Annotated in this window: 24 protein-coding genes; 10 read left to right on the plus strand and 14 right to left on the minus strand. The window is 63.9% G+C overall.

Annotation, left to right across the window (positions count from 1 at the left end):
* Positions 1-7: 7 nt before the first annotated feature.
* Genes speD through GGR38_RS00975 form a run of 8 tightly spaced genes read right to left on the minus strand, consistent with a single transcriptional unit; the run spans position 8 to position 6,939 of the window.
* Positions 8-382, minus strand: coding sequence for an adenosylmethionine decarboxylase (speD, locus tag GGR38_RS00940; RefSeq protein WP_183621815.1), 375 nt, complete (start codon positions 380-382; stop codon positions 8-10).
* Positions 382-1,998 carry an FAD-dependent oxidoreductase gene (locus GGR38_RS00945; RefSeq protein ID WP_183621817.1) on the minus strand — a complete coding sequence of 539 codons (1,617 nt, stop codon included), beginning with the start codon at positions 1,996-1,998 and terminating at the stop codon, positions 382-384. The genes speD and GGR38_RS00945 overlap by 1 nt, the downstream gene beginning before the upstream one ends.
* Positions 1,988-3,520, minus strand: a complete 1,533-nt coding sequence (locus GGR38_RS00950) for a polyamine aminopropyltransferase (RefSeq protein ID WP_183621819.1) — start codon at positions 3,518-3,520, stop codon at positions 1,988-1,990. Before GGR38_RS00950 ends, GGR38_RS00945 begins: the two co-directional genes overlap by 11 nt.
* Positions 3,520-3,729 (minus strand): DUF350 domain-containing protein, encoded by a 210-nt coding sequence (locus tag GGR38_RS00955; protein ID WP_183621821.1) that lies wholly within the window; start codon positions 3,727-3,729, stop codon positions 3,520-3,522. The genes GGR38_RS00950 and GGR38_RS00955 overlap by 1 nt, the downstream gene beginning before the upstream one ends.
* 16 nt (positions 3,730-3,745) lie before the next feature.
* Positions 3,746-3,931: a hypothetical protein gene (locus GGR38_RS00960; protein ID WP_183621823.1), complete on the minus strand. Its 186-nt coding sequence runs from the start codon at positions 3,929-3,931 to the stop codon at positions 3,746-3,748.
* Positions 3,931-5,298 (minus strand): DUF4178 domain-containing protein, encoded by a 1,368-nt coding sequence (locus tag GGR38_RS00965; RefSeq protein ID WP_183621825.1) that lies wholly within the window; start codon positions 5,296-5,298, stop codon positions 3,931-3,933. The genes GGR38_RS00960 and GGR38_RS00965 overlap by 1 nt, the downstream gene beginning before the upstream one ends.
* Positions 5,295-5,948: a DUF4178 domain-containing protein gene (locus GGR38_RS00970; RefSeq protein WP_183621827.1), complete on the minus strand. Its 654-nt coding sequence runs from the start codon at positions 5,946-5,948 to the stop codon at positions 5,295-5,297. Before GGR38_RS00970 ends, GGR38_RS00965 begins: the two co-directional genes overlap by 4 nt.
* A gap of 10 nt (positions 5,949-5,958) precedes the next feature.
* Positions 5,959-6,939, minus strand: coding sequence for an SPFH domain-containing protein (locus GGR38_RS00975; RefSeq protein ID WP_183621829.1), 981 nt, complete (start codon positions 6,937-6,939; stop codon positions 5,959-5,961).
* 130 nt (positions 6,940-7,069) lie between these two features.
* Here GGR38_RS00975 and miaB point away from each other — a divergent pair, with 130 nt between their 5' ends.
* The gene (gene miaB, locus GGR38_RS00980) at positions 7,070-8,428 is read left to right on the plus strand and encodes a tRNA (N6-isopentenyl adenosine(37)-C2)-methylthiotransferase MiaB (RefSeq protein WP_183621831.1); all 1,359 of its coding nucleotides are present in this window, start codon (positions 7,070-7,072) and stop codon (positions 8,426-8,428) included.
* A gap of 72 nt (positions 8,429-8,500) precedes the next feature.
* Here miaB and GGR38_RS00985 read toward each other — a convergent pair whose 3' ends face one another.
* On the minus strand, positions 8,501-8,977 hold the full coding sequence (locus GGR38_RS00985) for an RcnB family protein (protein ID WP_183621833.1): 477 nt from the start codon (positions 8,975-8,977) through the stop codon (positions 8,501-8,503).
* A gap of 274 nt (positions 8,978-9,251) precedes the next feature.
* Here GGR38_RS00985 and GGR38_RS00990 point away from each other — a divergent pair, with 274 nt between their 5' ends.
* Genes GGR38_RS00990 through GGR38_RS01005 form a run of 4 tightly spaced genes read left to right on the plus strand, consistent with a single transcriptional unit; the run spans position 9,252 to position 12,696 of the window.
* Positions 9,252-10,304, plus strand: a complete 1,053-nt coding sequence (locus tag GGR38_RS00990; protein WP_183621835.1) for a PhoH family protein — start codon at positions 9,252-9,254, stop codon at positions 10,302-10,304.
* A gap of 57 nt (positions 10,305-10,361) precedes the next feature.
* Positions 10,362-10,856 carry an rRNA maturation RNase YbeY gene (gene ybeY / locus GGR38_RS00995; protein WP_183622341.1) on the plus strand — a complete coding sequence of 165 codons (495 nt, stop codon included), beginning with the start codon at positions 10,362-10,364 and terminating at the stop codon, positions 10,854-10,856.
* Positions 10,857-10,884: 28 nt separating this feature from the next.
* The gene (locus GGR38_RS01000) at positions 10,885-11,802 is read left to right on the plus strand and encodes a hemolysin family protein (RefSeq protein ID WP_343058961.1); all 918 of its coding nucleotides are present in this window, start codon (positions 10,885-10,887) and stop codon (positions 11,800-11,802) included.
* A 6-nt stretch (positions 11,803-11,808) separates the two neighbouring features.
* On the plus strand, positions 11,809-12,696 hold the full coding sequence (locus GGR38_RS01005) for a LysR substrate-binding domain-containing protein (RefSeq protein WP_168603772.1): 888 nt from the start codon (positions 11,809-11,811) through the stop codon (positions 12,694-12,696).
* Here GGR38_RS01005 and GGR38_RS24515 read toward each other — a convergent pair.
* Together GGR38_RS24515 and GGR38_RS01015 are read right to left on the minus strand one after the other, a co-directional pair.
* On the minus strand, positions 12,693-14,453 hold the full coding sequence (locus GGR38_RS24515) for a methyl-accepting chemotaxis protein (RefSeq protein ID WP_183621839.1): 1,761 nt from the start codon (positions 14,451-14,453) through the stop codon (positions 12,693-12,695). The genes GGR38_RS01005 and GGR38_RS24515 overlap by 4 nt on opposite strands.
* A 164-nt stretch (positions 14,454-14,617) precedes the next feature.
* Positions 14,618-15,085 (minus strand): peptidylprolyl isomerase, encoded by a 468-nt coding sequence (locus tag GGR38_RS01015; protein ID WP_183621842.1) that lies wholly within the window; start codon positions 15,083-15,085, stop codon positions 14,618-14,620.
* Positions 15,086-15,251: 166 nt separating this feature from the next.
* Between GGR38_RS01015 and mgtE the strand changes: the two genes are divergently transcribed.
* The gene (mgtE, locus tag GGR38_RS01020; protein ID WP_183621844.1) at positions 15,252-16,691 is read left to right on the plus strand and encodes a magnesium transporter; all 1,440 of its coding nucleotides are present in this window, start codon (positions 15,252-15,254) and stop codon (positions 16,689-16,691) included.
* Positions 16,691-17,098 carry a DUF1489 domain-containing protein gene (locus GGR38_RS01025; protein WP_183621846.1) on the plus strand — a complete coding sequence of 136 codons (408 nt, stop codon included), beginning with the start codon at positions 16,691-16,693 and terminating at the stop codon, positions 17,096-17,098. The genes mgtE and GGR38_RS01025 overlap by 1 nt, the downstream gene beginning before the upstream one ends.
* Positions 17,099-17,101: 3 nt before the next feature.
* On the opposite strand, the gene GGR38_RS01030 is transcribed toward GGR38_RS01025, so the two are convergent.
* From GGR38_RS01030 to GGR38_RS01040, 3 genes are read right to left on the minus strand one after another with little or no spacing between them, the layout of a single operon-like run.
* The gene (locus tag GGR38_RS01030) at positions 17,102-17,461 is read right to left on the minus strand and encodes a YciI family protein (RefSeq protein WP_183621848.1); all 360 of its coding nucleotides are present in this window, start codon (positions 17,459-17,461) and stop codon (positions 17,102-17,104) included.
* A gap of 3 nt (positions 17,462-17,464) precedes the next feature.
* Positions 17,465-18,343: an NAD(+) diphosphatase gene (gene nudC, locus GGR38_RS01035; RefSeq protein ID WP_183621850.1), complete on the minus strand. Its 879-nt coding sequence runs from the start codon at positions 18,341-18,343 to the stop codon at positions 17,465-17,467.
* Between the two features lie 2 nt (positions 18,344-18,345).
* On the minus strand, positions 18,346-19,431 hold the full coding sequence (locus tag GGR38_RS01040) for an A/G-specific adenine glycosylase (RefSeq protein ID WP_183621852.1): 1,086 nt from the start codon (positions 19,429-19,431) through the stop codon (positions 18,346-18,348).
* A 28-nt stretch (positions 19,432-19,459) separates the two neighbouring features.
* On the opposite strand from GGR38_RS01040, the gene GGR38_RS01045 reads away from it, so the two are divergent.
* From GGR38_RS01045 to GGR38_RS01055, 3 genes are read left to right on the plus strand one after another with little or no spacing between them, the layout of a single operon-like run.
* Positions 19,460-20,041: a DUF721 domain-containing protein gene (locus GGR38_RS01045; RefSeq protein WP_183621854.1), complete on the plus strand. Its 582-nt coding sequence runs from the start codon at positions 19,460-19,462 to the stop codon at positions 20,039-20,041.
* 29 nt (positions 20,042-20,070) lie between these two features.
* Positions 20,071-20,778, plus strand: coding sequence for a thioredoxin domain-containing protein (locus GGR38_RS01050; protein ID WP_183621856.1), 708 nt, complete (start codon positions 20,071-20,073; stop codon positions 20,776-20,778).
* Positions 20,779-20,833: 55 nt separating this feature from the next.
* A complete protein-coding gene (locus tag GGR38_RS01055) occupies positions 20,834-21,589 on the plus strand; it encodes a thioredoxin domain-containing protein (RefSeq protein WP_183621858.1) in 756 nt (251 codons plus the stop codon).
* Positions 21,590-21,594: the final 5 nt, after the last annotated feature.

Raw genomic sequence — 21,594 nt, forward strand, 5'->3', positions numbered from 1 at the left:
GTGATGACTAAGGCGCCAGTGTTGCACCGGTTCTGGCACCCAAACGGGGGATAGCCTGCCGATAGCGCACCGTTCCGCCCAGCCGCGCCGCGATCACCGCCAGCGCCGCCTCGGCATCGGCCAGCGGACCACAGACAAAAATGTCGATCGCGGCCAAACCTTCCTCGGGCCACGAATGGATCGAGATATGCGATTCGGCCAGCAGCGCCACCCCGGTCACCCCCTGCTCCGGCCCGAAAGGGTGGAGGTGGACCGAAAGCACATGAACGTGGGCGGCGGCGGCGGCCTCACGCAAGGCCGCCTCGATCAGGGCCACATCGCAAAGGCCATGACACCCCGCCAGATCGGCAATCAGATGCAGGCCCGTGGCAGGAGCGGGCATCACAACAGGCTCTCCCCGCCGCGCCCCAGATGGGCCAGCGCGCGTTCGGCGGCCAGAACGCCGTGATAATGCGCCTCTTCAAACAGCGAGAGGCCCGAGAGATCGGAATGGGCGCGAAACACCGGGCCATTCATCGCCTGCGCCGCCAAGCGCGCGGGATCGCTGCGAAAGCCCACCGTCGGCCGCACCATCGCATGGCCCCAGCGCCAGACATCAATCCGCTCGATCCGCCCGTCGAGTTCGGGATTCATCGCCAGCAGATCCGCCGCGATTTCCCGCTGCCATTCGCCCAGCCCGCGCTCCAGCAGGCCCTTGCGCGCCGCCACCGGGTCGGCATCGGACAGGGCCTGATACCATGTCAGCACCCCCGGCCCATCGCCCGCCGAGGAGGTCTGGTGATTGGCCACGACATAGCCGAGGCTGGCGCTGGTGCTGGAAACATTGTCCCACGCCAGCCCCGCACCCGGCCCCCATGGCATGCGCGACACCGCCACATTGGCCACCACCCATGGCGCATAGGAAAAACGCGAAGCCCCGGCAAATGCGGGCGCCACATGGCGCGCGACGAAATCGGGCATGGCCAGCACCACCGCCCCCGCCCTGATCCGCCGCGCCGCGCCTGCCTGATGATCGAAGACATCGACCAGCACATCATCCCCGTCGCGGGCAACATGGGTGACGCTGTGGCGCGGGCGCAATCGCGCACCGATCCGCCCGGCCATCAGCCGCGCCAGCCGGGCATTGCCTTCAGGCCATGTCAATTCGCTCTCGCCCGCGCCATCGGCGGCCCAGCCGCGCCGTCCTGCGAAATAGTGGATGCCCGCCCATGCCGAGATCGCCCCCGGCTCGCTGCCATAATCGTCGCGGGTGGAATAGCGCAAATGGGCCAGAAGGGCGGCGGCGGTGTAGCCCTCTTGCGCCAGCCACGCGGCAAAGCTGATGCGGTCGAGCTCGGCATAGGTCTCGTCCCGGCTGGAAAGCGCCGAGGGGCTGGCGAAGGCTGGGCGGCCATCGCGGCCGACAGCTTTGCGGAACACCTCCATGGCCGCATCGAAACGGCGCCATTGCGCGGCATCCTGCGGCGAAAGGCCGGTAGTGGGCACAAGGCCCTCCTGCCACTTGCCGCGCCAGAGCAGGCGCTCCTCAAGGTCGGCGCAGAGCTGAAACGGATCATAGGCGGGCGCGCCCTGCGCATCCGTCCCGGTAATCATGCCAAACCCGCGCAGCATATGGATCAGCGCCCGCGCCTCGCGGTTCGGGATGGGCAGGTAATGCGCCCCCCATGGATAGGCGGTGACACTGTTGGCCCCGGCTCGCGCATTGCCGCCCGCGACATCCTCCAGTTCAAACAGGGCGAAATCAGTAAAACCTGCCTCGGCCAACCGCCAGCCCGCCGCCAGCCCTGCAATGCCGCCGCCCGCGATGACCAGCGGGATGCGTTCCTCCGGCCCGGTCGGCCCCGGCAATTTGCCGTCGCGGATCGCATGGCCGCGCGCCAAATCCGGCCCCAGCAACGCGCCGGGGAAAGGCGCGGCCTGCGCCCGCCCGCAACCGCTCAGCATACCGCAGGCTAACGCCCCGGCCAGCAGGTCGCGCCGCCGGACCTCAGCCCTCATAATGGCTCCATTCCTCGGCAAAGCTGCGCACCAGCGCCTGATTGTCGAGGCGGTTTACCGGGGTCGGGCGGCGGGCCATGTCGGGGGGGAAATCGAACATCAACGGTTCGGACACGGCATTCAAATAACGCAGGCCAGCGGGCAAATGCGCAGGCCCCGTGGGCGGCGTGCGCGCCGCCAGCGTAAAACCCCATTCGCCAAAACTGGGCACATAGGTGTGGTAGCCGCGCGTTTGCAGACCCGCCGCCTCCAGCGTTTGCGCCACCGTCCAGAACGAACGCGGCGCCACCAGCGGCGAGGTCGATTGCACCACCATCACCCCATCGGGCGCCAGCAGGCGGGCCACCTGCGCATAGAAGCTGACGGTATAGAGTTTGCCCAGCGAATATTCGGTGGGGTCGGGAAAATCGATCAGGATCGCGTCATACGTCCCCCGCGCCGCGCGGACCCAGCGAAAGGCGTCGGCATTTTCAACACTGAGCCGCGGGTTCAAGAGAGAGCCGCGATTGAGCGCGGCCAATTGCGGCGTTTCGCGAAACATCCGCGTCATTTCCGGGTCCAGATCGACCAGATGGATGGAACGCACCCGCCCATCGCGCAACACCTCACGCGCGGCCAGCCCATCGCCCCCGCCCAGGATCAACACCCGCGCCGGATTGGCCACCCGTCCCAGCACCGGCCAGACCAGCGCCTCGTGATAGCGATATTCATCACGCGACGAAAATTGCAGATTGCCGTTGAGGTAGAGCCGCAAGTCCTCGCCCCGGCGGGTCAGCACGATGCGCTGATAGGGGGTGGATCGGGCATGGATCACCCCCTCGCCATAATAGGCGATTTCGGAAAAGCGCTGGATGCGTTCGGCCATGAACAGGCCCGCGATCAGGCTGCACGCCACCATCAGCGCCACGGTCATATCGCCCGCCACCCGCCGTGTACCGCGCAGCACAAACAGCAGCGCCACCGCCACCGCCACATTGGCCAGCCCGAACACCAAGCCGGTGCGAATCATCCCCAATTGCGGCACCAGCACCAGCGGAAAGGCCAGCGAAGCAATCAGCGCGCCGACATAATCATAGGTCAGCACATTGGACACCAGATCGCGGAACGCAAAGCGCGAGCGCAGGATGCGGATCAGCAGCGGGATTTCCAGCCCCACCAGCGCCCCGATCACCAGCACGATGGCATAGAGCAGCACCCGAAAATCAGCGGCAAGCGGAAAGGCCAGAAACAGGCCCGCCGCGCTCCACCCGCCGATGGCCGCGATCATGATCTCAACGCGGATGAACACGCCGATCTCATCACGCCGGACATAGCGCGAGAGAAAAGACCCCACCCCCATCGCAAACAGATAGGAACCAATCACGGTCGAAAACTGGGTAACGCTGTCGCCCAGCAGATAGGAGGCCAGCGTGCCCGCCAGCAATTCATAGATCAGCCCGCAGGTGGCCACCACCAGCACCGAGAGCAGCAGGATGGCCGCATGGGCGCGCGCGGGGCCCGTAAAATCGCCGGAATCGTCCATCAGCCGTGGATCGCTGCCGCGATGATCATGCTCAGCCCCAACGCCACCGCGCCCGCCAGAATGGCCACCGCCAAATTCTGCCGCTCGATGATTTCCTTCCACAATTCGCCCGGCGTCAGCTTGTCCACCAGAATGAAGCTGGCGACGAAGACGACGATGCCCAGAAGCGCATAGAACAAGGTGGCGGCGATGACGGTGGTCGAAAGCATGACGATCCCTCCCCTTTTATTTGTGTGAAGGCCCAAAGCCCCAGAAACCGCCCGCCCCGCCATGGTGATGGGTGCGTTCGGCGGGGCCGCTGTGCTGGGCCGAACCATCCGCAAACGGGTCCCACGCGGCCCAGCCCGCCCATCCGGCAAGGCCCAGCAGCGCAAGACACCATGCGGCAAAAAGCAACAAGCCACGGCTCATCAGGCATCCTCCCCGTAAACGGCGGTCCTGCTGGCGCGATAGGCATAGAGGAACAACACCGGCAGCAAAGCCAGCGCCACGATCAGCCACCACAGGCCCAAAGGCAGCCCACCCGGTTCAACAAGGAAACCGAGGCCGATCACTTCCTGCTCAGGCGCGGGGGCGTCCTGTGCGCCGCCAATGCCCCATGGGTTTTCGACGCCGGTCAGGGGGTTATAATTGCTGGCGCTGGGGTCATTCCAACGCTTGGCCTCGGCCTCGACCAGCAGGTCATAGTCGCCCGCAGGCACACCGGCGAAACGGGTGCTGGTTTCATGGCTGCCCTCGGACCAATAGCCATCGGAATCGCGCCCGGCATAATATTCGATGGTGGCGCTGGCGGGAATTGTCGCCTGCGTGGCGCGGTTGACCAACAGATAGTCCAGATCGACCCAGCGGTTGGTGAAATTGCTGGCCGCCACCTTGACCGTGACGAATTGATAGGCGCGCGTCAATTTGACCGGGCCGACTGTAATGCGCGCCGTAGGGCCATCGACCACCACCTGCCCATCGCCCCGCACGCCGGTGCCGCCCGCGGTCAGAAAGGAGAGCAGCAGGAAGGCAGCGACGATGGTGATCAAAACCAGCTTGACCATGTCCCAAAGGCTGGTCCGCTGTCCGGCCGAATCCTGCCAAAAGCGGGCGAAGAAGCCGGGCTTTGCCCCATCGGCTTTCGGACGCACCGGCTCGGGCCGGGCCAGATCGGGGCCTTGGGGGCGGACAAAGGCGTCGATCAACCGCTGAGGCACGCCGACCAGATGGGTCCACTGCACCTCTTCGCCTTCACGCCATTCGCGCGAGAGCGAGGCAGGCCCGCGATCATAGCTGCGCGCCACCCACATCTCACCCGCCTGAACGCGCCAGTAAAACTCGCCGATCACGCGCGTGGTGGTGATGGTGACAGGCTCATCCTCACTGGCATAGGTTTCGCCGCGCCATGACGCCTGCCCCCATTGACCCGTTTCGCGCGGCATGTCGGTCAGCATCGTGCCGAATTGCCATTTCCCGTCGGAATGGACCAGCCAGCGATAGCCCGCATAGGGGTTGAACAGGAGATATTCGCCCCAGGAATAACCCCCCGCCTCACGCCGCAGCCAGCCGATGGCCTCCCACTGCGTGCCGAACAAAACACCCCGGCTGCCCAGCGGCAGGGGCAGTTTGGCGGCATTTTCGTGATATTCCTTGATAATGGCCACATCGGGCTGGGCCACGTCCAGCACGCTGCCGCAATGGCGACAGGCCACAGTTACCGTGTAACCCGCCGCCTTGACCTCGATCGAACCGCCACAGGAGGGGCAGAGGATCGCCCTGGAACCTTGGGCGCTCATCGGCCCGTCTCCGCCAGATTGTCGGGGATCGCCCAATCCTCAACCGCGCGCAACCGGCTGGGGCGCAATTCGGCCAGCTCGACATAGCGGCCCACATAGGCGCTGGCCCCCACCCGGTCGCGCTGGACCGAAAGGGCGGCCCCGGTGGGCGAGCGGAAGTCGATGCTCTCCACCTGCCAGTCGATGGGCGTGGGAAAGGGCAGATCGCCCTCGCCGCCAAGGCAGGTGACGGTTTTTATGTCGCTGGCGGTCAGGCTCTGACCATCCACATCGATGGTAAATCCCAGCGCAATGTCGGCTGGCAGACGGGCCGCGACATCCTCGCGCTCGGCCAATATCTGAAACTGCCCCATCGCCTCGCCCAGCCAGCGGGTCGAGCCGTCCGAGAGTTGCAGCAGCCATTCGTTCCACGCGCCATCGGCCCAGCCCCAGCGTACACGGCCCACCACGGTAAAGCGTGCGCCATCGACCGCGCCCCCGGTGCCCAGCTGGATCGGGGAAATGTCATAGGGCAACAGCGCGGCCTTGCCGATATCGCGCATACCGTCGCGCGCGATCACCGTCTGGCAATAGCCGCACACGGCATAGGGCATGGCGCCGGAGCGCATCGGCACCGGCGCGCCGCATTGCGGGCAGGTGTTATTGGCCATGGAGGTTCTCTTACTTCACCCGCGAGAGGATTTCGGCCTTTTTGACGTCAAATTCTTCCTGCGTGATCGCCCCGATGGTCAACAATTTATGCAGCTTCTCCAGCAGAGCGAAGGGGTCTTCAGCCGGGGCGGCGCTGGCAGGTGCGCTATGGCCGAAAGCGCCGCTCATTGCGCCGCTCAGCATATTGGCCGCCGCCATCCCTGCGCCGATTCCGGCAAGGCCGCTGTCGGAGGCCGGGTTGTCCAGCGCCTGCGCTGCCTGAAAACGGGTGTAGCCCGCCATATCGCCCAGCACACGCATCGAGGAACCCTTGTCGAGATGGGCCTGAACCTCGTCGGGCAGGCTGATGCTTTCGACAAAGAAGCTCGTGCAGGACAGGCCCCATTGGGCAAAGGTCTTGTCAACCTCGGCCTTGATCGTATCGGACATCGCCTGCTGATTGGCGGCCAGATCGAGGAAGGGCACCTTGCTGCCCCCCAGCGCGGTGGCGATGGCGGTGACGATGGCGCTGCGCAGCTGATTGTCGAGCGTGTCGGCCCAGATCTCGCCCATCGTGCCCAGCACCTTTTCGACAAAGAGCTTGAGATCGGCGATCTTGAACGAATAGGTGCCAAAGGCGCGCAGGCGGATGGCGCCAAATTCAGCGTCGCGCACCGTCACCGGCTGGGGCGTGCCCCATTTGCGGCCCGCCTGCTCCTTGAGGCTGATGAACACGACATCGGATTTGAAGGGCGAGTTGAACCCCTTGTCCCAATTCATCAGATTGGTCAGAATCGGCAGATTGGCCGTTTCCAGCACATGCAGCCCCGCGCCGAAATAATCGGCCACCTGACCCTCGTTCATAAAGGCCGCGATCTGGCCCTCGCGCACGGTCAGTTGCGCGCCATTCTTGATTTCGTTGCCATGGGTGGGCACGCGCCATGCGACCTGTCCGGGCGCCTCATGCCATTCGATCACATCGATGAACTGTTTGCGCAGGAAATCAAACATGGCACGCATCCTGAATTGATCGGGTAACAGGTGTTATTCTAGAGTAAGACACCGCCCATGCAAGCATAACCGGACAGGCGCCTGCATCGCCCCTTCATTTTTGCCGCGTTTTGGCGTAACGGCGCCCGCTATGTCTGCCATTTCCACCCCCCGCACCTCGCCTGTTTCCGCCCCGCGCACCTATCGCGTGAAGAGCTTTGGTTGTCAGATGAATGTCTATGACGGCCAGCGCATGGAAGAATTGCTGGCCCATCAGGGCATTGCCCCCGCGCCCGAGGGCGAGCAGGCCGATCTGGTCGTGCTCAACACCTGCCATATCCGTGAAAAGGCCGCCGAGAAGGTTTATTCCGACATTGGCCGCATCATCAAGGATGCGCGGCGCGAGGATGGCACGCAGCCGCTGATCGCGGTGGCCGGATGCGTGGCGCAGGCCGAGGGAGAGGAAATCATGGCGCGTGCGCCCGCCGTAACCATGGTGGTGGGTCCGCAGGCTTATCACCGCCTGCCCGAAATGATCGCGCGGGCGGTCGATGGCGAGCGCGTGACCGACACCGACATGCCCGCCGACGCCAAATTCGCCGCCCTGCCCAAGCGGCGCAGCGTGGGGCCGACGGCGTTTTTGACCGTGCAGGAAGGTTGCGACAAGTTCTGCACCTATTGCGTGGTGCCCTATACGCGCGGCGCGGAAATCAGCCGTCCCTATGCAGATCTGATCGCCGAAGCACATCGTCTGGTCGAGGCGGGCGCGCGCGAAATCACTCTGCTGGGCCAGAATGTGAATGCGTGGGATGGCGAGAACGGCAAGGGGCAGAAGGTGGGCCTTGATGGGCTGATCCGCGATCTGGCCGCGATCGACGGTCTGGCGCGCATCCGCTATACCACCAGCCATCCCAATGACATGACCGATGGCCTCATCGCCGCCCATGGCGAGGTGGAGAAACTGATGCCCTTCCTGCACCTGCCGGTGCAATCGGGCAGCAATGCGATCCTCAAGGCCATGAACCGCAGCCATACGGCCGAAAGCTATCTGCGCCTGCTGGAACGCGTGCGTGAGATGCGGCCTGATATTGCTCTTTCGGGCGATTTCATTGTTGGCTTCCCCGGCGAGAGCGAGGAGCATTTTGCCGAGACCATCGCGCTGATCGACGCGGTGGGCTACGCGCAGGCCTTCAGCTTTAAATATTCACCCCGCCCCGGCACACCCGCCGCCACGATGGACGATCAGATCACCGGCGAAGTGATGGACGACCGGTTGCAGCGTTTGCAAGCCGCCCTGAACCGCGACCAACATGCCTTTAATCAGGCCAGCCTTGGCCGCTCCTGCGACGTGCTGATCGAGCGCAAGGGCAAGCTGCCGGGTCAGTGGCTGGGCAAATCGCCGTGGCTGCAATCGGTACATTTTCAGGGCGATTACGGCGTGGGCGACATCCTGCGCGCCGAACTGGTGCAGGCCGGGCCCAATTCGCTCACGGGGCGGGTGATTGCCTGAAGCGCATAAAAAGCCGCCCCCTCCTTGCGGAAGGGGCGGCCCAGCACAGCTTCCCGACCGAAGCGCGCTGAATTAGTAGAAGAACGAGCCGTAAACCTGCACCACGCGGCCCGTGCGCAGATCAACCCGCACCACATCGCGGCCATAGCGCACCCAGCGCTGGTTCATGCCCGGAGGGGGCAGGCGATAGGCCATGGGATCGGCAATCCAATAGCGGCGGTGGTAGTAATCGGGCGCAAAGCGATAACCGGGCGCGACGGGGCGATAGGCATAGCCGCGCGGGCCGACATAGGCGGGGCCGCGGAACACATCGCCATGGGCGCGGCGATAATCACGCCAGTCCTCGCGATATTCCTGACGGGCATTGCGCAGGTCGCGCATGTCGCGGCGGGCCTCGCGATAATCGCCGCGCACCATGTCGCGGTGGATTTCGCGATGTTCGCGGGCAATGTCGCGCTGATCGCGGCGCAATTCGTGGGCGCTCTGGGCCGAGGCGACCGTGGGAACGACAGTCGCGGCGGCCAGCGCCAGCATCAGGATCTTTCGCATCTTGCTCTCCTATGAAACTCCGGTGGGATCGTCCTGAGGAACAGGACCAGCCCCGATGAAGCCCTTATGAGCCTGACGCCATGAACCCATTTGGAATTGGATGCTCAGATCTCAGTCAGATTTGTATCAATTTGTAGTAGGCTGACGGCAGGCAGATGCGCCGGATACGCTTTTCCACCACTGCGGCGCGCAGGCCCCCTTGGCGGATGACATGATGAGGCATATCTTTGCCCTGTGAGCCGGTCTTGAGACTCCGGCCACAGACAAGGAGCACATGGCCCGCAAACAGATCCGCGCCGCTTTTGACCCCATCGAAGATGTGGCCTCCTTCCGCAGCCCGAACGCTCGCGCCAACCCCTCCCGACGTGCGCGAACCGAGCTGGAATTTGACGAGCCGACCATATTAGGCGCGCTCTTTGGCCAGTTTGACGCTAATCTGGTGCTGATCGAAAACCGGCTGGGGGTCTATATCTCGGCACGGGGCAATCGTATCCTGATCGAAGGCAACGAGGACAACGTCGCCCGCGCGCGCGAAGTGCTTCAGGGCATGCACAGTCGTCTGCTGTCCGGGCAGGAAGTGGATGCGGGCGCCGTCGAATCGCTGATCGCCATGTCAGTCGAGCCGACATTGGAAGGCATCATCACCGGCGATGAGGCCCATCCCCCGATCATGATCCGCACACGCGGCAAGACCATCGTCCCGCGCAGCCCGACCCAGATCGACTACATGCGCGCACTGACCCGCAATGATGTGATCTTTGCCCTTGGCCCGGCAGGCACCGGCAAGACCTATATCGCCGTGGCACAGGCCGTGTCGCAGCTCATCACCGGCAGCGTCAAGCGCCTGATCCTGAGCCGTCCGGCGGTCGAGGCGGGCGAAAAGCTCGGCTTTCTGCCCGGTGATATGAAGGACAAGGTCGACCCCTATCTGCGGCCTTTGTACGATGCGCTCTATGACTGCATGCCGCCCGAACAGGTCGAGCGGCGTCTGGCCAATGGCGAGATCGAGGTGGCACCCATCGCCTTCATGCGCGGGCGCACGCTGGCCGATGCCTTCGTCATCCTTGACGAGGCGCAGAACACCACGGCGGCGCAGATGAAGATGTTCCTGACCCGGTTCGGCATGAACAGCCGGATGGTCATCTGCGGCGACCCCAAACAGGTCGACCTGCCCGGCGGCATCGCCGCCAGCGGGCTGAACGATGCGGTCGTGCGGCTGGAAGGCGTCGAGGGCATTGCCACGGTTCGCTTCAAGGGATCGGACGTGGTGCGCCACCCGATCGTGGGCCGCATTGTCGAGGCTTATGAAGGCAAAGATCCGGAATAGGGATCAGGATTAGGCTTCGACATTCGCGCTGCCAGCGCCTAGGGACCGCAACCTATGCTGACGCTTGAAATCGACATCGAAGCCCCTTGGCCGGAATCCACCGATTGGGAAGCCCTTGCCGCCCGCGCGGCGGGGGCTTTGTCCGTGGTCGCCCCGGAACTGGCCAAGGAATGCCTGAGCACCAGCATGATCTTTACCTCGGACGCCGAGGTGCAGGTGCTCAACGCCGAATGGCGGGGCAAGGACAAGCCGACCAATGTGCTGTCCTTTCCCATGCTGGCGCGCGAGGATCTGCTCGATCTGCCCGATGATGGCCCGCCCGAATTGCTGGGCGACATTGCGCTGGCCTATGAGACCTGCGCGCGTGAGGCGATGGACAAGGGCATCGCGCTGGCCGATCATGCCTCGCACCTGATTATCCATGGCTTGCTGCATCTGGCGGGGCTGGATCACGAAATTTCCGAGGATGACGCGCGTCAGATGGAAATTTTGGAAATAAAGGCGCTTGCGCTGATCGGCATTGCCGACCCATATGGCGACCATCACCTTTGACTTTCTTGCAATCGGAGTAATGCACAAAGTGGCCGACATGGGCCGAACAGGGGATTCCGGCCTCGGAGAGCCGGACAGTAAGCGCTCTTTATGGCGCTCGGTTCTGCGCTTCTTTGAAGGGGGCGATCAGGATCAGTCGCTGCGCGCCCATCTGGAAGACATCATCGACGAGCATGAGGAAGAAGGCGGCCGCAGCAATGTGGGCGACCTTTCGATGCTTGAACGACAGATGCTGCGCAACCTGTTGCATTTTTCCGAACTGGACGCGGCCGATGTCTGCATCCCGCGCGGCCAGATCATCGCGCTGGCGCATAATGCGCCATGGCCCGATGTGCTGGCCGCCTTTGCCGAACATGGCCATTCGCGAATGCCGGTTTACCGGGAAACGCTGGATGAAGTGATCGGGATGATCCTCATCAAGGATGTCTTCCCCTATCTGGCGCGCGGCGAGGAGCCGCAGGGCAACTGGACGCGCATGATGCGCCAGCCTTTGTTCGTGCCGACCGCGCGCGGGGCGCTCGACGTGCTGGCCGATATGCGCTCCAGCCGGGTGCATCTGGCGGTGGTGGTCGATGAATATTCGGGCACCGAGGGCATCATCACCTTTGAGGATCTGGTCGAGGAAATCGTCGGCGATATCGAGGATGAGCATGATGATGCTCCCACCGAATTGCTGCGCGCCCTCGACGATGGTCTATGGGACGCCGATGCCAAGGTCGAACTTGACGAAGTGGGCAAGCGGGTCGATCCGCGCCTCGCCGAAGTCGAGGAAGATATTGATACGCTGGGCGGGCTGGCCTTTGTGCTGTCCGGTCATGTGCCGCCGGTGGGTGCGAAAATCGCGCATGCCAGCGGCTGGATCATCGAAGTAACCGAGGCCGACGAGCGCCACGTGATTCGCCTTCGCCTGCATCCGCCTGCCAGCAATGGCGCACAAGAGGACTGATCGATCATGCCCGCCACCCGCCGCCTTCCCCCCTTGCGCGCGCTGGAAGCCTTTGTCCGCACGGTCCGCCTTGGATCGGCCAAGGCCGCGGCCAGCGAATTGGGCCTGAGCCCTTCGGCGCTGTCCCGGCGTGTGGGCGCGCTGGAGGATTTCGTGGGCAAGCGCCTGTTTACGCGCCAGCATCAGGCAATGAAGCTGACCGATGACGGCCATGCGTTTTATGCCGCCGTCAGCCCCAAGCTGGAAGATCTGGCCGAGGCGGTCGAATCGCAGATGGAGGCCAGCAATGTGATGCGCCTGCATCTGGGCGTTCCCGCGCTGTTTGCGGGCACGCGCCTGTTTCCGCGCCTGCCCGAATTGCGCAAGTTGCATCCGCGGCTGCATATCGACTTTGACACCGGGGCGCAGCTCGAATCGGAACTGGGCGATTCGATTGATGCGGCCATCGTGCTGTCCAAGGAGCCTGACCCCGCGCTCCATTCGGTGCGGCTCGATCATAACAAGATCCACGCTTTCGCCTCGCCCGCGCTGGCCGCCGAGATTGGCGCGACACCCGATCTGGCCCGCCTGTCAAAGCAGACTTTCGTGATCTCTACCGATCTGCCCGAAAGCCTTGATGTGTGGAAAGGTGCGCTGGGACTGGAGCGGCTGGAACCGGCCGCGATCGACCATTTCGATTCGGCCCAGCTTATCATTGCCGCAGCGGTTCAGGGGCTGGGCATCGCCATCGTCCATGACGACCACTTTTTGCGTCCCGGCGATGACCGTCTGGTCCGCCTGTTCGACGCCGATATCGACAGCCCCTACAGCTATTGGTTCGTGTGCCGCCCGCGCGCGCTGGAAACGCGCCCGGTGCGGATTTTCCACGATTGGCTGATCAAGGCCGGGCTTTAAGCCGCATGACGCAACCCGCCGCGAGTGGAGCGGCGGGCCAGCGTGAAACGCTGCACCACGCCCGACAGACGCTCGGCCTCATGGGCCAGTGAGCGCGAGGCGGCGGTCGATTCCTCGACCAGCGCGGCATTCTGCTGGGTGGCCATATCCAGTTCGTTCAGAACCTGATTGACGCCGGCGATGGCCTCGGACTGCTGGGCCGCATTGGTGGCCAGCGTGGAAAGCATGCCCGCGACCTCGGTCGAACGCTCGACAATGCGTTCAAGGCTCGACTGGGTGCGGCTGACCATATCGACGCCCGCGCGCACCTCCTCGCCCGAATGGACAATCAGCGCACCGATCTCCTTGGCCGCCAGCGCGCTGCGCTCGGCCAGATTGCGCACCTCGGTGGCCACCACGGCAAAGCCGCGCCCGGCGTCCCCTGCCCGCGCGGCCTCGACCCCGGCGTTCAGAGCCAGCAGATTGGTCTGAAACGAGATGCCGTCGATGATCTCGACGATAGAGCGCATCTTGTCCGAGGTCGCCGCAATGGACTGCATGGCCGCCACCGCGCCGCGCATCAGTTCGCCACTGTTCGAGGCTTCCTGCTCGGCCTCATGGGCCGAACCTGCCACGCTGGTCACGCCCTGCCCGGTCTGGGCCACCGAATGGGCCAGTTCGCGCACGGTATTGGCCGTATTGCCCAGCGAGGCGGCTTGAAGCTCGGTGCGATGGGCCAGATCCTGCGCCGCCGAGGAAATCTCGCCCGCGCCCGAACGCACCGCGTTGGAGGATACCGAGACGGCCGAAATCTGTTCGGAGAGCGAGGCGGCTGTTGCGTTGAAATCATTGCGCAATTGCTCGTATTCAACCGGAAACTCTTCATCGAGCCGTTCATCCAGCCGCCCCTGACGCAGCGCGGCCAGACCGCGCTCCAGCGCCCCGGTGATCCGCTGCTGGGCTTCCAGCTTGGCCTCGGCCTCGGCGCGGCTGCGATTGGCCACCGACTGACGGATCTCCTCCAGCGCGCGGGCGATGTCGCCCAATTCGTCGCTCTTGTCGATGCCGGGGATGTCGCGGTCCAGATCACCCGCCGCCATATCGCCCATCGCATTCTTCAATTGCAAAACAGGGCGCGACACACGTATCGAAAACATCAGCAGCACCAGCAGACCGATGCCCACCCCCAGAATGCCCAGCACGATGTTGCGCTGGATTGCGGTATCGGCCTGCGCCAGCACGCGGTTCGAAATGTCATCGGTCAGCTTAACGTTGTAATCTTTGTCGGCCTCAATCGCGGCCTGCAGCGCGCGCGAATGGTCCACAATATCACCATTAAACAGCGTAATGGCGCGATCATGCTGATTTTTCAATTCGGCGGAGCGAATGGCCTCAAGGTCCTGCCGGAACAACTGCCAACGCCGGACAAAATCCTCGTAAAGCCGCGCATCCTCTTTATCGCTGATCAGCCTTTTATAATCGGCAATGCCCCGTTCGGCCTTGGCGAGAGCTTTGTCGAGTGACTCGGATTGCTTGGTCGCTTCATCGGGCGATTGCGCCAAAATCAGACGCGACATGCGGATTCGAGCGATTTCGAAATCGATGATGATTGAATTGAGTTTATCTACACTGGGCACCGAATTGGACGCCACATAGGCCATATCGGTGCGCATGGCGGTTGCGCCCTGAACAGCCAGCCCGGCCCCCAAGCCGATGATGGCCGCCAGCGAAAGCGAGCCTGCGGCGACAAGTGTGCTGATTTTTGCGCGAGCGAGCACGGACTATCCTCTCGAAACTGTCCGTTTACTATCGTTCACAAGCAATGGAGATCGGTTGAACCGATGCCTAGGGACGCGCCCTGATCAAGAGTTAACAGTTGGTGCAAAAGGCAGGACTGCCCCCGCGCCCTTACACAAGGAGAGCGCCGGGGCAGTCCATGGGATCAGGCGGCCGAAACGACAGCCTTGACGATCTTGCCCGGATTGCGCGGCGGTTCGCCCTTGGGCAGCGCGTCCACGAATTCCATGCCCGACTGGACCACGCCCCACACCGTGTACTGACGGTCGAGGAAGGTGGCATCGTCAAAGCAGATGAAGAACTGGCTGTTGGCCGAGTGCGGCGCCGAGGTGCGCGCCATCGAGCACACGCCGCGTACATGCGGCTCGGCGTTGAATTCGGCCTTCAGGTCGGGCTTGTCGCTGCCGCCGGTGCCGGTGCCGTTGGGGCAGCCGCCCTGGGCCATGAAGCCGGGGATCACGCGGTGGAAAACGATGCCGTCGTAGAAACCTTCGCCGACCAGTTCCTTGATGCGTTCAACGTGGCCGGGGGCCAGATCGGGGCGCAGCTTGATGACAACATCGCCGATGCCGTTGCCGGTATCCACGGTGAAGGTGAGAATTTCGTCGGCCATGGGTAAAGCTCCTGTATGGACATGGCGAGGATTGGCCATCATCGCCCTTTTCTGGCCGCGCTGATAAAGGGGCCCCGCGCCCAAGGCCAGCAGTTTGTGCGACCGCTTGCGTCAAACGCATCCTGCACGGTTGCTTTTATTCGCTTAATGCCTAATCCCCTCCCTCATGACTGTCGAGCCTGTCGATCCTCTCTTTGCCGATGCCCCCAACGCCGAAATCGAGGCGGTGGAGGAAAACACGCGTCATGACAGTCTGGATGAAGACAACCAGTTAAAGAGCGACTTTGTTCGCCGTGTGCGCAATGCGCTGGATGCGGGCGAGGTCGATGCGGTCTATGCGCTGGTCGAGCCGCTGCACCCGGCCGACATTGCCGATCTGTTCGAACAGATCGACGCGGATGAACGCCCCGCGCTGGCCGACGCCATCTCCGACCTGATGGGCGGCGAGGTTTTCGCCGAACTCAACGATCACGTCCGCGAAGGGCTGGTCGATGAATTGTCGGCCGAGGACATTGCCGACATTGCCGAGGAGATGGAGACCGACGACGCGGTCGCCCTGCTCGAAGACCTTGAGCCTGAGGAGCAACAGGCGGTTCTGGCCGAGATGGAGCCGGAAGAGCGCGCCGCCATCGAATCCGCGCTGGCCTATCCCGAGGAGACCGCCGGCCGCCTGATGAGCCGCGATTATATCGCGGTGGGCGAGCATATGAGCGTGGGCGAGCTGATCCACTATCTGCGCGACAACAAGGATCTGGCCACCGAATTCTGGGAAGTGTTCATTGTGGACGCGCGCCACCATCCGGTCGGCACGTGCCAGCTTTCATGGATTTTGCGCACCGATCGCCATGTCACGCTCTCCAATGTGATGAAGCGTGACCAGACGCTGATCCCAGTGGGCATGGATCAGGAAGAAGTGGCGCTGCGCTTCCAGAAATACGCGCTGATCTCGGCCGCCGTGGTTGATGAAAGCGGGCGGCTTGTGGGCCAGATCACGGTCGATGACGTGGTCCACATCATTCAGGAAGAAGCCAGCGAGGACATCCTGCGCCTGTCGGGCGCGGGCGATGGCGACATTAACGAGCCGATCCTGATGACGGTGCGCACGCGCCTGTCATGGCTGGTGGTCAATCTGGGCACGGCGATCATCGCCTCGTCGGTGGTCGGGCTGTTTCAGGGGGCGATTGCGCGATTCGCGCTGCTGGCCGTTCTGATGCCGATTGTGTCGGGCATGGGCGGCAATGCGGGCACCCAGACGCTGGCCGTGGTGGTGCGCGCGATTGCCACCAATGAATTGACCAGTTCGAACACGGTCCGCATGGTCCTGCGCGAATTGCGCATCGCGATTGCCAATGGCCTGTCGCTGGGTCTGATGATCGGTTCGGGCACAACGCTGCTGTTTGGCAATCCGCATCTGGGCGCGGTGATCGGTGCGGCGATGGTGATCAACAATCTGGTGGCGGGCCTTGCGGGCATTCTGGTGCCGGTGACACTCGACCGTTTGCGGATTGATCCAGCCGTCTCTTCGGCCGTATTTGTAACCACGGCCACCGATGTCATGGGCTTCTTCTCCTTCCTCGGCCTTGCCGTTCTGACCGGACTTGCCTGATGCCTCTTAATATGACGAAAGTCGCCTATGGCGCGCAATCCATGGCCGAAATCCACGAATGGTTCTCGCCAGAAGGACGGCGCGGCGGGGCGCAGGTCGCCCGCCTGACCACGCGCAACCGGCCCAAGCGGGCCGAGGAAATGATCGGCGGCTCGCTGTTCTGGATCTTCAAACATCAACTGGTGGCGCGCAGCGAAATTCTGGCTTTCGAGGAAGATGAAGGCGGGCGCACCGCGATCCTGATTTCCACCAAGCTGATCGAGGTTGTGCCCACCCCGCGCCGCGCGCATCAGGGCTGGCGCTATCTGGAGGCCAAGGACGCTCCGGCCGATCTGGCCAGCGGCGATAATGGCGATGTCCTGCCCGCCAGCGTGGCGGCGGAACTGGCGAAATTAGGGCTGGTTTAAATCCTAGCGATGCTCGTGGATCGGGCGGATCTCGATCACGCTGGAAACCGGCATCGGATTGGGGCAACGGCGCCCCCAATCCACCGCCTCATCCATATCTTTCACTTCCCATAGCCAGAAACCGGCGACCAGTTCCTCGCTGGGCATGAAGGGGCCATCGAGGATCTCGCGGCTTGCACCGTCAAACACGATCCGCTTGCCCTGATCCGATGCGGCCAGCCCCTCGGCCATGATCAGCACGCCCGCCTCGCGCAGCGCATCGTTGAAGCGCCCCATGGCCGCCATCATTTCCTGCGTCCAGGCCGGGTCGAACTGTCCCGCTTCGCTTTCCTGCGTCGCCTTGACCAGCACCAGAACGCGCATGACCTAATCCTCCAGCCAATCCGCCAGCAAGTGCCACGCCACCGCCGTGCGTGATGGCGCGCTGAAAGCCACCCCATCCTCGCCCCGGTCGCGCGCGGTCATGGCCTCGACCACCTCCTCGCGGGTAAACCAGCGGGCGTCTTCCAATTCACTATGGTCGACGGTCAGCGCCGGATCATCGGCAAAGGCATGGGCCGCAATCATCAGGCTGGAGGGGAACGGCCATGGCTGGCTGGCGACATAGCGCACATCGCGCACCTTGACGCCTGCCTCTTCGTAAATCTCGCGGGCGACGGCTTCCTCGATACTCTCTCCCGGCTCGATAAACCCGGCCAGCGCGGAATAGCGATGCGGCGGAAAACGCGGTTGGCGGCCCAGCAGAAGCCGCCCCTCATGCTCGACCGACATGATCACCACCGGATCGGTGCGGGGGAAATGCTGCGCCCCGCAGGCTTCGCAATCGCGCTGCCACCCGCCCTTGGCCAACACCGTGCCCGCGCCGCAACGCGCGCAGAACCGATGCCGCGCATGCCAGCCCACCAGCGCCCGCGCCGCGCCATAGATCGCGATCTCACCGTCATCCATGCCGTTGAGCGCCTGCCACAGGTTGAAACTGGGAGGCGCCGTGCTGGCCTGATCGGGGGATGGCACCGGGGCGAAATGACCGATCCCGGCCTCGTCCAACCCAAGGAACACCGCTTCGCCCTCGGGCGCAGCAACCTCGCTCCACACCAGCGCACCGCTGGCAAGGCTGGGCTCGAGCCCTTCCATCTGCAACAGCCGCCCGCCCCGCACCCACAACGCCGCCAGACGCGCAGGATCAGAACGCACCGCATCGGCGCGGTCCAGAGGATTGCCGGTAAAGGTAATGGGGGGACGCATATCTATCCTTTTCTGGCCATCGCGACCGCTGCGGCGCGGGCATAGAGCGTGGGCAATCCTGCCTCGTCAAGCCGGGCCAGCGGCCACCATTCGCCCTCTTCCAATTCGTTGACACGCTCCGGCCTATCATCGCCCTGTGACACCATCACGGCCAGATCGAGCGCGACATGGGTAAAGACATGGGCCACCCTGCCCGCCTCCTGCCAGCCGCCATCGAGCGGCGCATTACCCGACCCGTCGCGCCTTGCATTCCAGCCATCATCGGGCAGCGCGCGCATCCCCCCCAGCATCCCGTTGGCCGGGCGGCGGATCAGCCAGACTGCATCGTCGCGCTCGATCCACCAAGCATGGCCAACGCGCTGGGCCTTGGCCTTCTTGGGCGGCTTGACCGGCAATTGCTCGGCCCGCGCCTGTCCCCGACAATCGCTGCGCAAGGGGCAGATCAGGCATTGCGGCGCGCGGACGCTGCAGATCCCCGCGCCCAGATCCATCATCGCCTGCGCAAAATCGCCGCTGCGCGCGTCGGGCGTGATGGCGTCGGCGGCCTCACGGATGGCGGCGCGCGCGGCGGGCAAAGGCTCGTCAATGTCAAACAGGCGGGCCACCACGCGCTCGACATTGGCATCGACCACCACGGCCCGCTGGCCAAAGGCAATCGCCGCCACCGCCGCCGCCGTATAGGCTCCCAACCCCGGTAGCGCGCGCAGGCCCGCCTCATCCTCGGGAAAGCCGCCGCGATCGGCAACGACCCTGGCGCATTCCACCAATCGCCGCGCCCGCGAATAATAGCCAAGGCCCGCCCATGCCGCCATCACCTCTTCCTCGGGCGCGGCGGCCAGCGCGGCGACATCGGTCCAGCGCGTGGTGAAACGTTCGAAATAGGGGATGACGGCCGCCACCGTGGTCTGTTGCAGCATCACCTCGGACAGCCACACACGATAGGGATCGGCCCGGTTGGCGCCGGGCGGCGCGCGCCAAGGCAAGGCCCGCGCATGCGCATCATACCAGCCCAGCAGCGCGGGCGCGATTGATCCTGCGCGCGGGTCATCGACTTTACCGCATTTCGCGCTCTGGCCTCTGGCATCCATGGGGCGGCTATGGCATGGCTGGACAGGTATGGAAAGGGATAGGCCAAATACACCAAGGGGCAGCAAAAGCCCTGTCGCGTCGCGCAGTGATAAAGCGGGCGGTGCGAAATCGCGCGTGGGCCAGCCTTATGAACGCCCGCGCGGCGGCCAGGCGCGCCCGATTGCCGAACTGATGCCCGATATTGGCCGCACCGCCTTTCGCCGCTTCGGCTTTGTGCAATCCAGCGTGGTGACGCGCTGGCCCGAAATCGTCGGGCCGATCCACGCCAATGTCTGCATGCCCGAGGCGATCCGTTTCCCGCCCGGCGAAAAGAGCGACGGCATATTGCAACTGGTGGTTCTGCCCGCCCATGCGCCGATCATCACCCATGTGATCCCCGAAATCATTGAGCGGGTGAACCGCTTCTTTGGCTATCAGGCGGTGTCCAAGGTCAAGATGCGGCAGGGGGAAGTGATGGCCCGCCCCAAAAGCCCGGCCCGCGCCGCGCCGCCCAGCCTGAAACCGATCCCGATCGAGCTTGGCGATTCGCTGCGCGATATTGGCGATCCCGAATTGAAGGCGGTTCTTGAATCGCTGGCCCGCAGCATCGCCCATCAGGACGAAGCGTGACGAATTCTGTTTTCAGCAAAGGACTCTGGATGCTTCTTCCCTTCCGCATGATGGCCGCTGTTGCTCTGACGCTTGGGCTGAGCGCCGCGCCGGTGCAGGCTGCAACCGCAAAACCGGCCGCAACCGGCGGTGCATGGGGCGCCAAGGTGGCCATCAGCCCGGTTGGCGGGCATATTCAGGGCAATACCGCCGCCCCGCACAAGCTGATCGAATATATGAGCTACACCTGCTCGCATTGCGCCCATTTCGAGGCCGAGACGGCGCTGCCGCTGCGCATGGGGCCGGTGGGCGGCGGGCAATTGTCGTTCGAGGTGCGCCATCTGGTGCGCGATCCGCTCGACATCACCATCGCCATGCTGACCAATTGCGTGCCGCCGGTGAAATTCTTCCCGCTGCACCACAAGTTTCTGATCGAACAGGACAAGTGGATCGCCACCGCGCAAAAGCTAACCGAGGCGCAGACCAAGCGCTGGAACGAAGGCCAGATGCCCGAGCGGATGCGCGCGATCGCCTCGGACCTGAAATTCTATGACATCGCCGCCAGCGCAGGTCTGAGCCATGCGCAGGCCGACGCCTGTTTCGCCAACGAGGCCACCTTGCGCCGCGTGATCGCCCAGACCAAGGAAGCACAGGAACTGGGCGCGACCGGCACGCCCACCTTCACGCTGGACGGCAAGATGCTCGAAGAACATGACTGGGCCGGATTGCAGCCCAAGCTGGCCGCCGTTCTCAAGTAAATCCGTTTCATTCTTTGCCCCCCATTTCATTCTTTGCCCAAGGATAGGTCGCAAGATGATGTTTGCCCCGCTTTCCACCCGTACCCTGACCATGCTGGCCATGGCGCCGCTCGCGCTGGGGCTTGCCGCCTGCAACAAGTCGGACAATGGCGCCGCCACCGCGCCCGCCGGCAGCGTGGCCGCCGTGGCGCCGCCTGCGGGCAAGGCATGGGCCGAAACCTTTGCCAAGACCGAGGATGGCGACGGCATCATCGTGGGCAATCCCAAGGCCGCGGTGAAGATGGTGGAATATGGCTCGCTCTCCTGCCCCCACTGCGCGAAACTGGCGCAGGACGGGATGAGCGCGCTGACCGGCAATTACATCGCCAGCGGCAAGGTGAGCCTCGAATTCCGCAGCTTCGCCATCCACCCGCAGGATATTCCGCTGACGGTTCTGGCGCGCTGCGGCGGGGATGACGCCTATTTCGGCCTGATCGAACAGGTTTACACCAATTTCGACGCGATGAATTCGCAGACCAAGGAGCAGTATGATCAGGCCTCGGCCGCGATGAAACTGCCCGCCGCACAGCGTTATCCGGCCATTGCCGACGCGCTGGGCTATACCGCCTTCTTCTCGGCGCGCGGCCTGCCCGAAGCGCAGCAGCGCCAGTGCCTTGCCGATTTGCCCCGCGCCGAAGCCGTGGCCAAGGCATCCGAGGCGATCAGCGCCAAGGGCATCAATTCGACCCCGACCGTCTTCATCAACGGCAACAAGGTCGAAGGCGCAGAGTGGAAGAATGTCGAAGCCGCGCTGAAGGCTGCGGGCGCCTGATAGGC

This window comes from Novosphingobium sediminicola, from assembly GCF_014196525.1.
In the GTDB taxonomy this organism is placed as follows: domain Bacteria; phylum Pseudomonadota; class Alphaproteobacteria; order Sphingomonadales; family Sphingomonadaceae; genus Novosphingobium; species Novosphingobium sediminicola.

Excerpts from the sequence above, each read along its gene's own strand:
- nudC (WP_183621850.1), bottom strand. The coding sequence starts at position 18,343 with ATGCGTCCCCCCATTACCTTTACCGGCAATCCTCTGGACCGCGCCGAT.
- GGR38_RS01030 (WP_183621848.1), bottom strand. The coding sequence starts at position 17,461 with ATGCGCGTTCTGGTGCTGGTCAAGGCGACGCAGGAAAGCGAAGCGGGA.
- GGR38_RS01050 (WP_183621856.1), top strand. The coding sequence starts at position 20,071 with ATGCTTCTTCCCTTCCGCATGATGGCCGCTGTTGCTCTGACGCTTGGG.
- GGR38_RS01015 (WP_183621842.1), bottom strand. The coding sequence starts at position 15,085 with ATGGCCGACGAAATTCTCACCTTCACCGTGGATACCGGCAACGGCATC.
- miaB (WP_183621831.1), top strand. The coding sequence starts at position 7,070 with ATGTCTGCCATTTCCACCCCCCGCACCTCGCCTGTTTCCGCCCCGCGC.
- GGR38_RS01040 (WP_183621852.1), bottom strand. The coding sequence starts at position 19,431 with ATGGATGCCAGAGGCCAGAGCGCGAAATGCGGTAAAGTCGATGACCCG.
- speD (WP_183621815.1), bottom strand. The coding sequence starts at position 382 with ATGCCCGCTCCTGCCACGGGCCTGCATCTGATTGCCGATCTGGCGGGG.
- GGR38_RS00965 (WP_183621825.1), bottom strand. The coding sequence starts at position 5,298 with ATGAGCGCCCAAGGTTCCAGGGCGATCCTCTGCCCCTCCTGTGGCGGT.
- GGR38_RS00990 (WP_183621835.1), top strand. The coding sequence starts at position 9,252 with ATGGCCCGCAAACAGATCCGCGCCGCTTTTGACCCCATCGAAGATGTG.
- GGR38_RS01045 (WP_183621854.1), top strand. The coding sequence starts at position 19,460 with ATGGAAAGGGATAGGCCAAATACACCAAGGGGCAGCAAAAGCCCTGTC.
- GGR38_RS00945 (WP_183621817.1), bottom strand. The coding sequence starts at position 1,998 with ATGAGGGCTGAGGTCCGGCGGCGCGACCTGCTGGCCGGGGCGTTAGCC.
- GGR38_RS00960 (WP_183621823.1), bottom strand. The coding sequence starts at position 3,931 with ATGAGCCGTGGCTTGTTGCTTTTTGCCGCATGGTGTCTTGCGCTGCTG.
- GGR38_RS00985 (WP_183621833.1), bottom strand. The coding sequence starts at position 8,977 with ATGCGAAAGATCCTGATGCTGGCGCTGGCCGCCGCGACTGTCGTTCCC.
- GGR38_RS01055 (WP_183621858.1), top strand. The coding sequence starts at position 20,834 with ATGATGTTTGCCCCGCTTTCCACCCGTACCCTGACCATGCTGGCCATG.
- GGR38_RS00975 (WP_183621829.1), bottom strand. The coding sequence starts at position 6,939 with ATGTTTGATTTCCTGCGCAAACAGTTCATCGATGTGATCGAATGGCAT.
- mgtE (WP_183621844.1), top strand. The coding sequence starts at position 15,252 with ATGACTGTCGAGCCTGTCGATCCTCTCTTTGCCGATGCCCCCAACGCC.
- GGR38_RS01025 (WP_183621846.1), top strand. The coding sequence starts at position 16,691 with ATGCCTCTTAATATGACGAAAGTCGCCTATGGCGCGCAATCCATGGCC.
- GGR38_RS00950 (WP_183621819.1), bottom strand. The coding sequence starts at position 3,520 with ATGGACGATTCCGGCGATTTTACGGGCCCCGCGCGCGCCCATGCGGCC.
- GGR38_RS01005 (WP_168603772.1), top strand. The coding sequence starts at position 11,809 with ATGCCCGCCACCCGCCGCCTTCCCCCCTTGCGCGCGCTGGAAGCCTTT.
- GGR38_RS00970 (WP_183621827.1), bottom strand. The coding sequence starts at position 5,948 with ATGGCCAATAACACCTGCCCGCAATGCGGCGCGCCGGTGCCGATGCGC.
- GGR38_RS00955 (WP_183621821.1), bottom strand. The coding sequence starts at position 3,729 with ATGCTTTCGACCACCGTCATCGCCGCCACCTTGTTCTATGCGCTTCTG.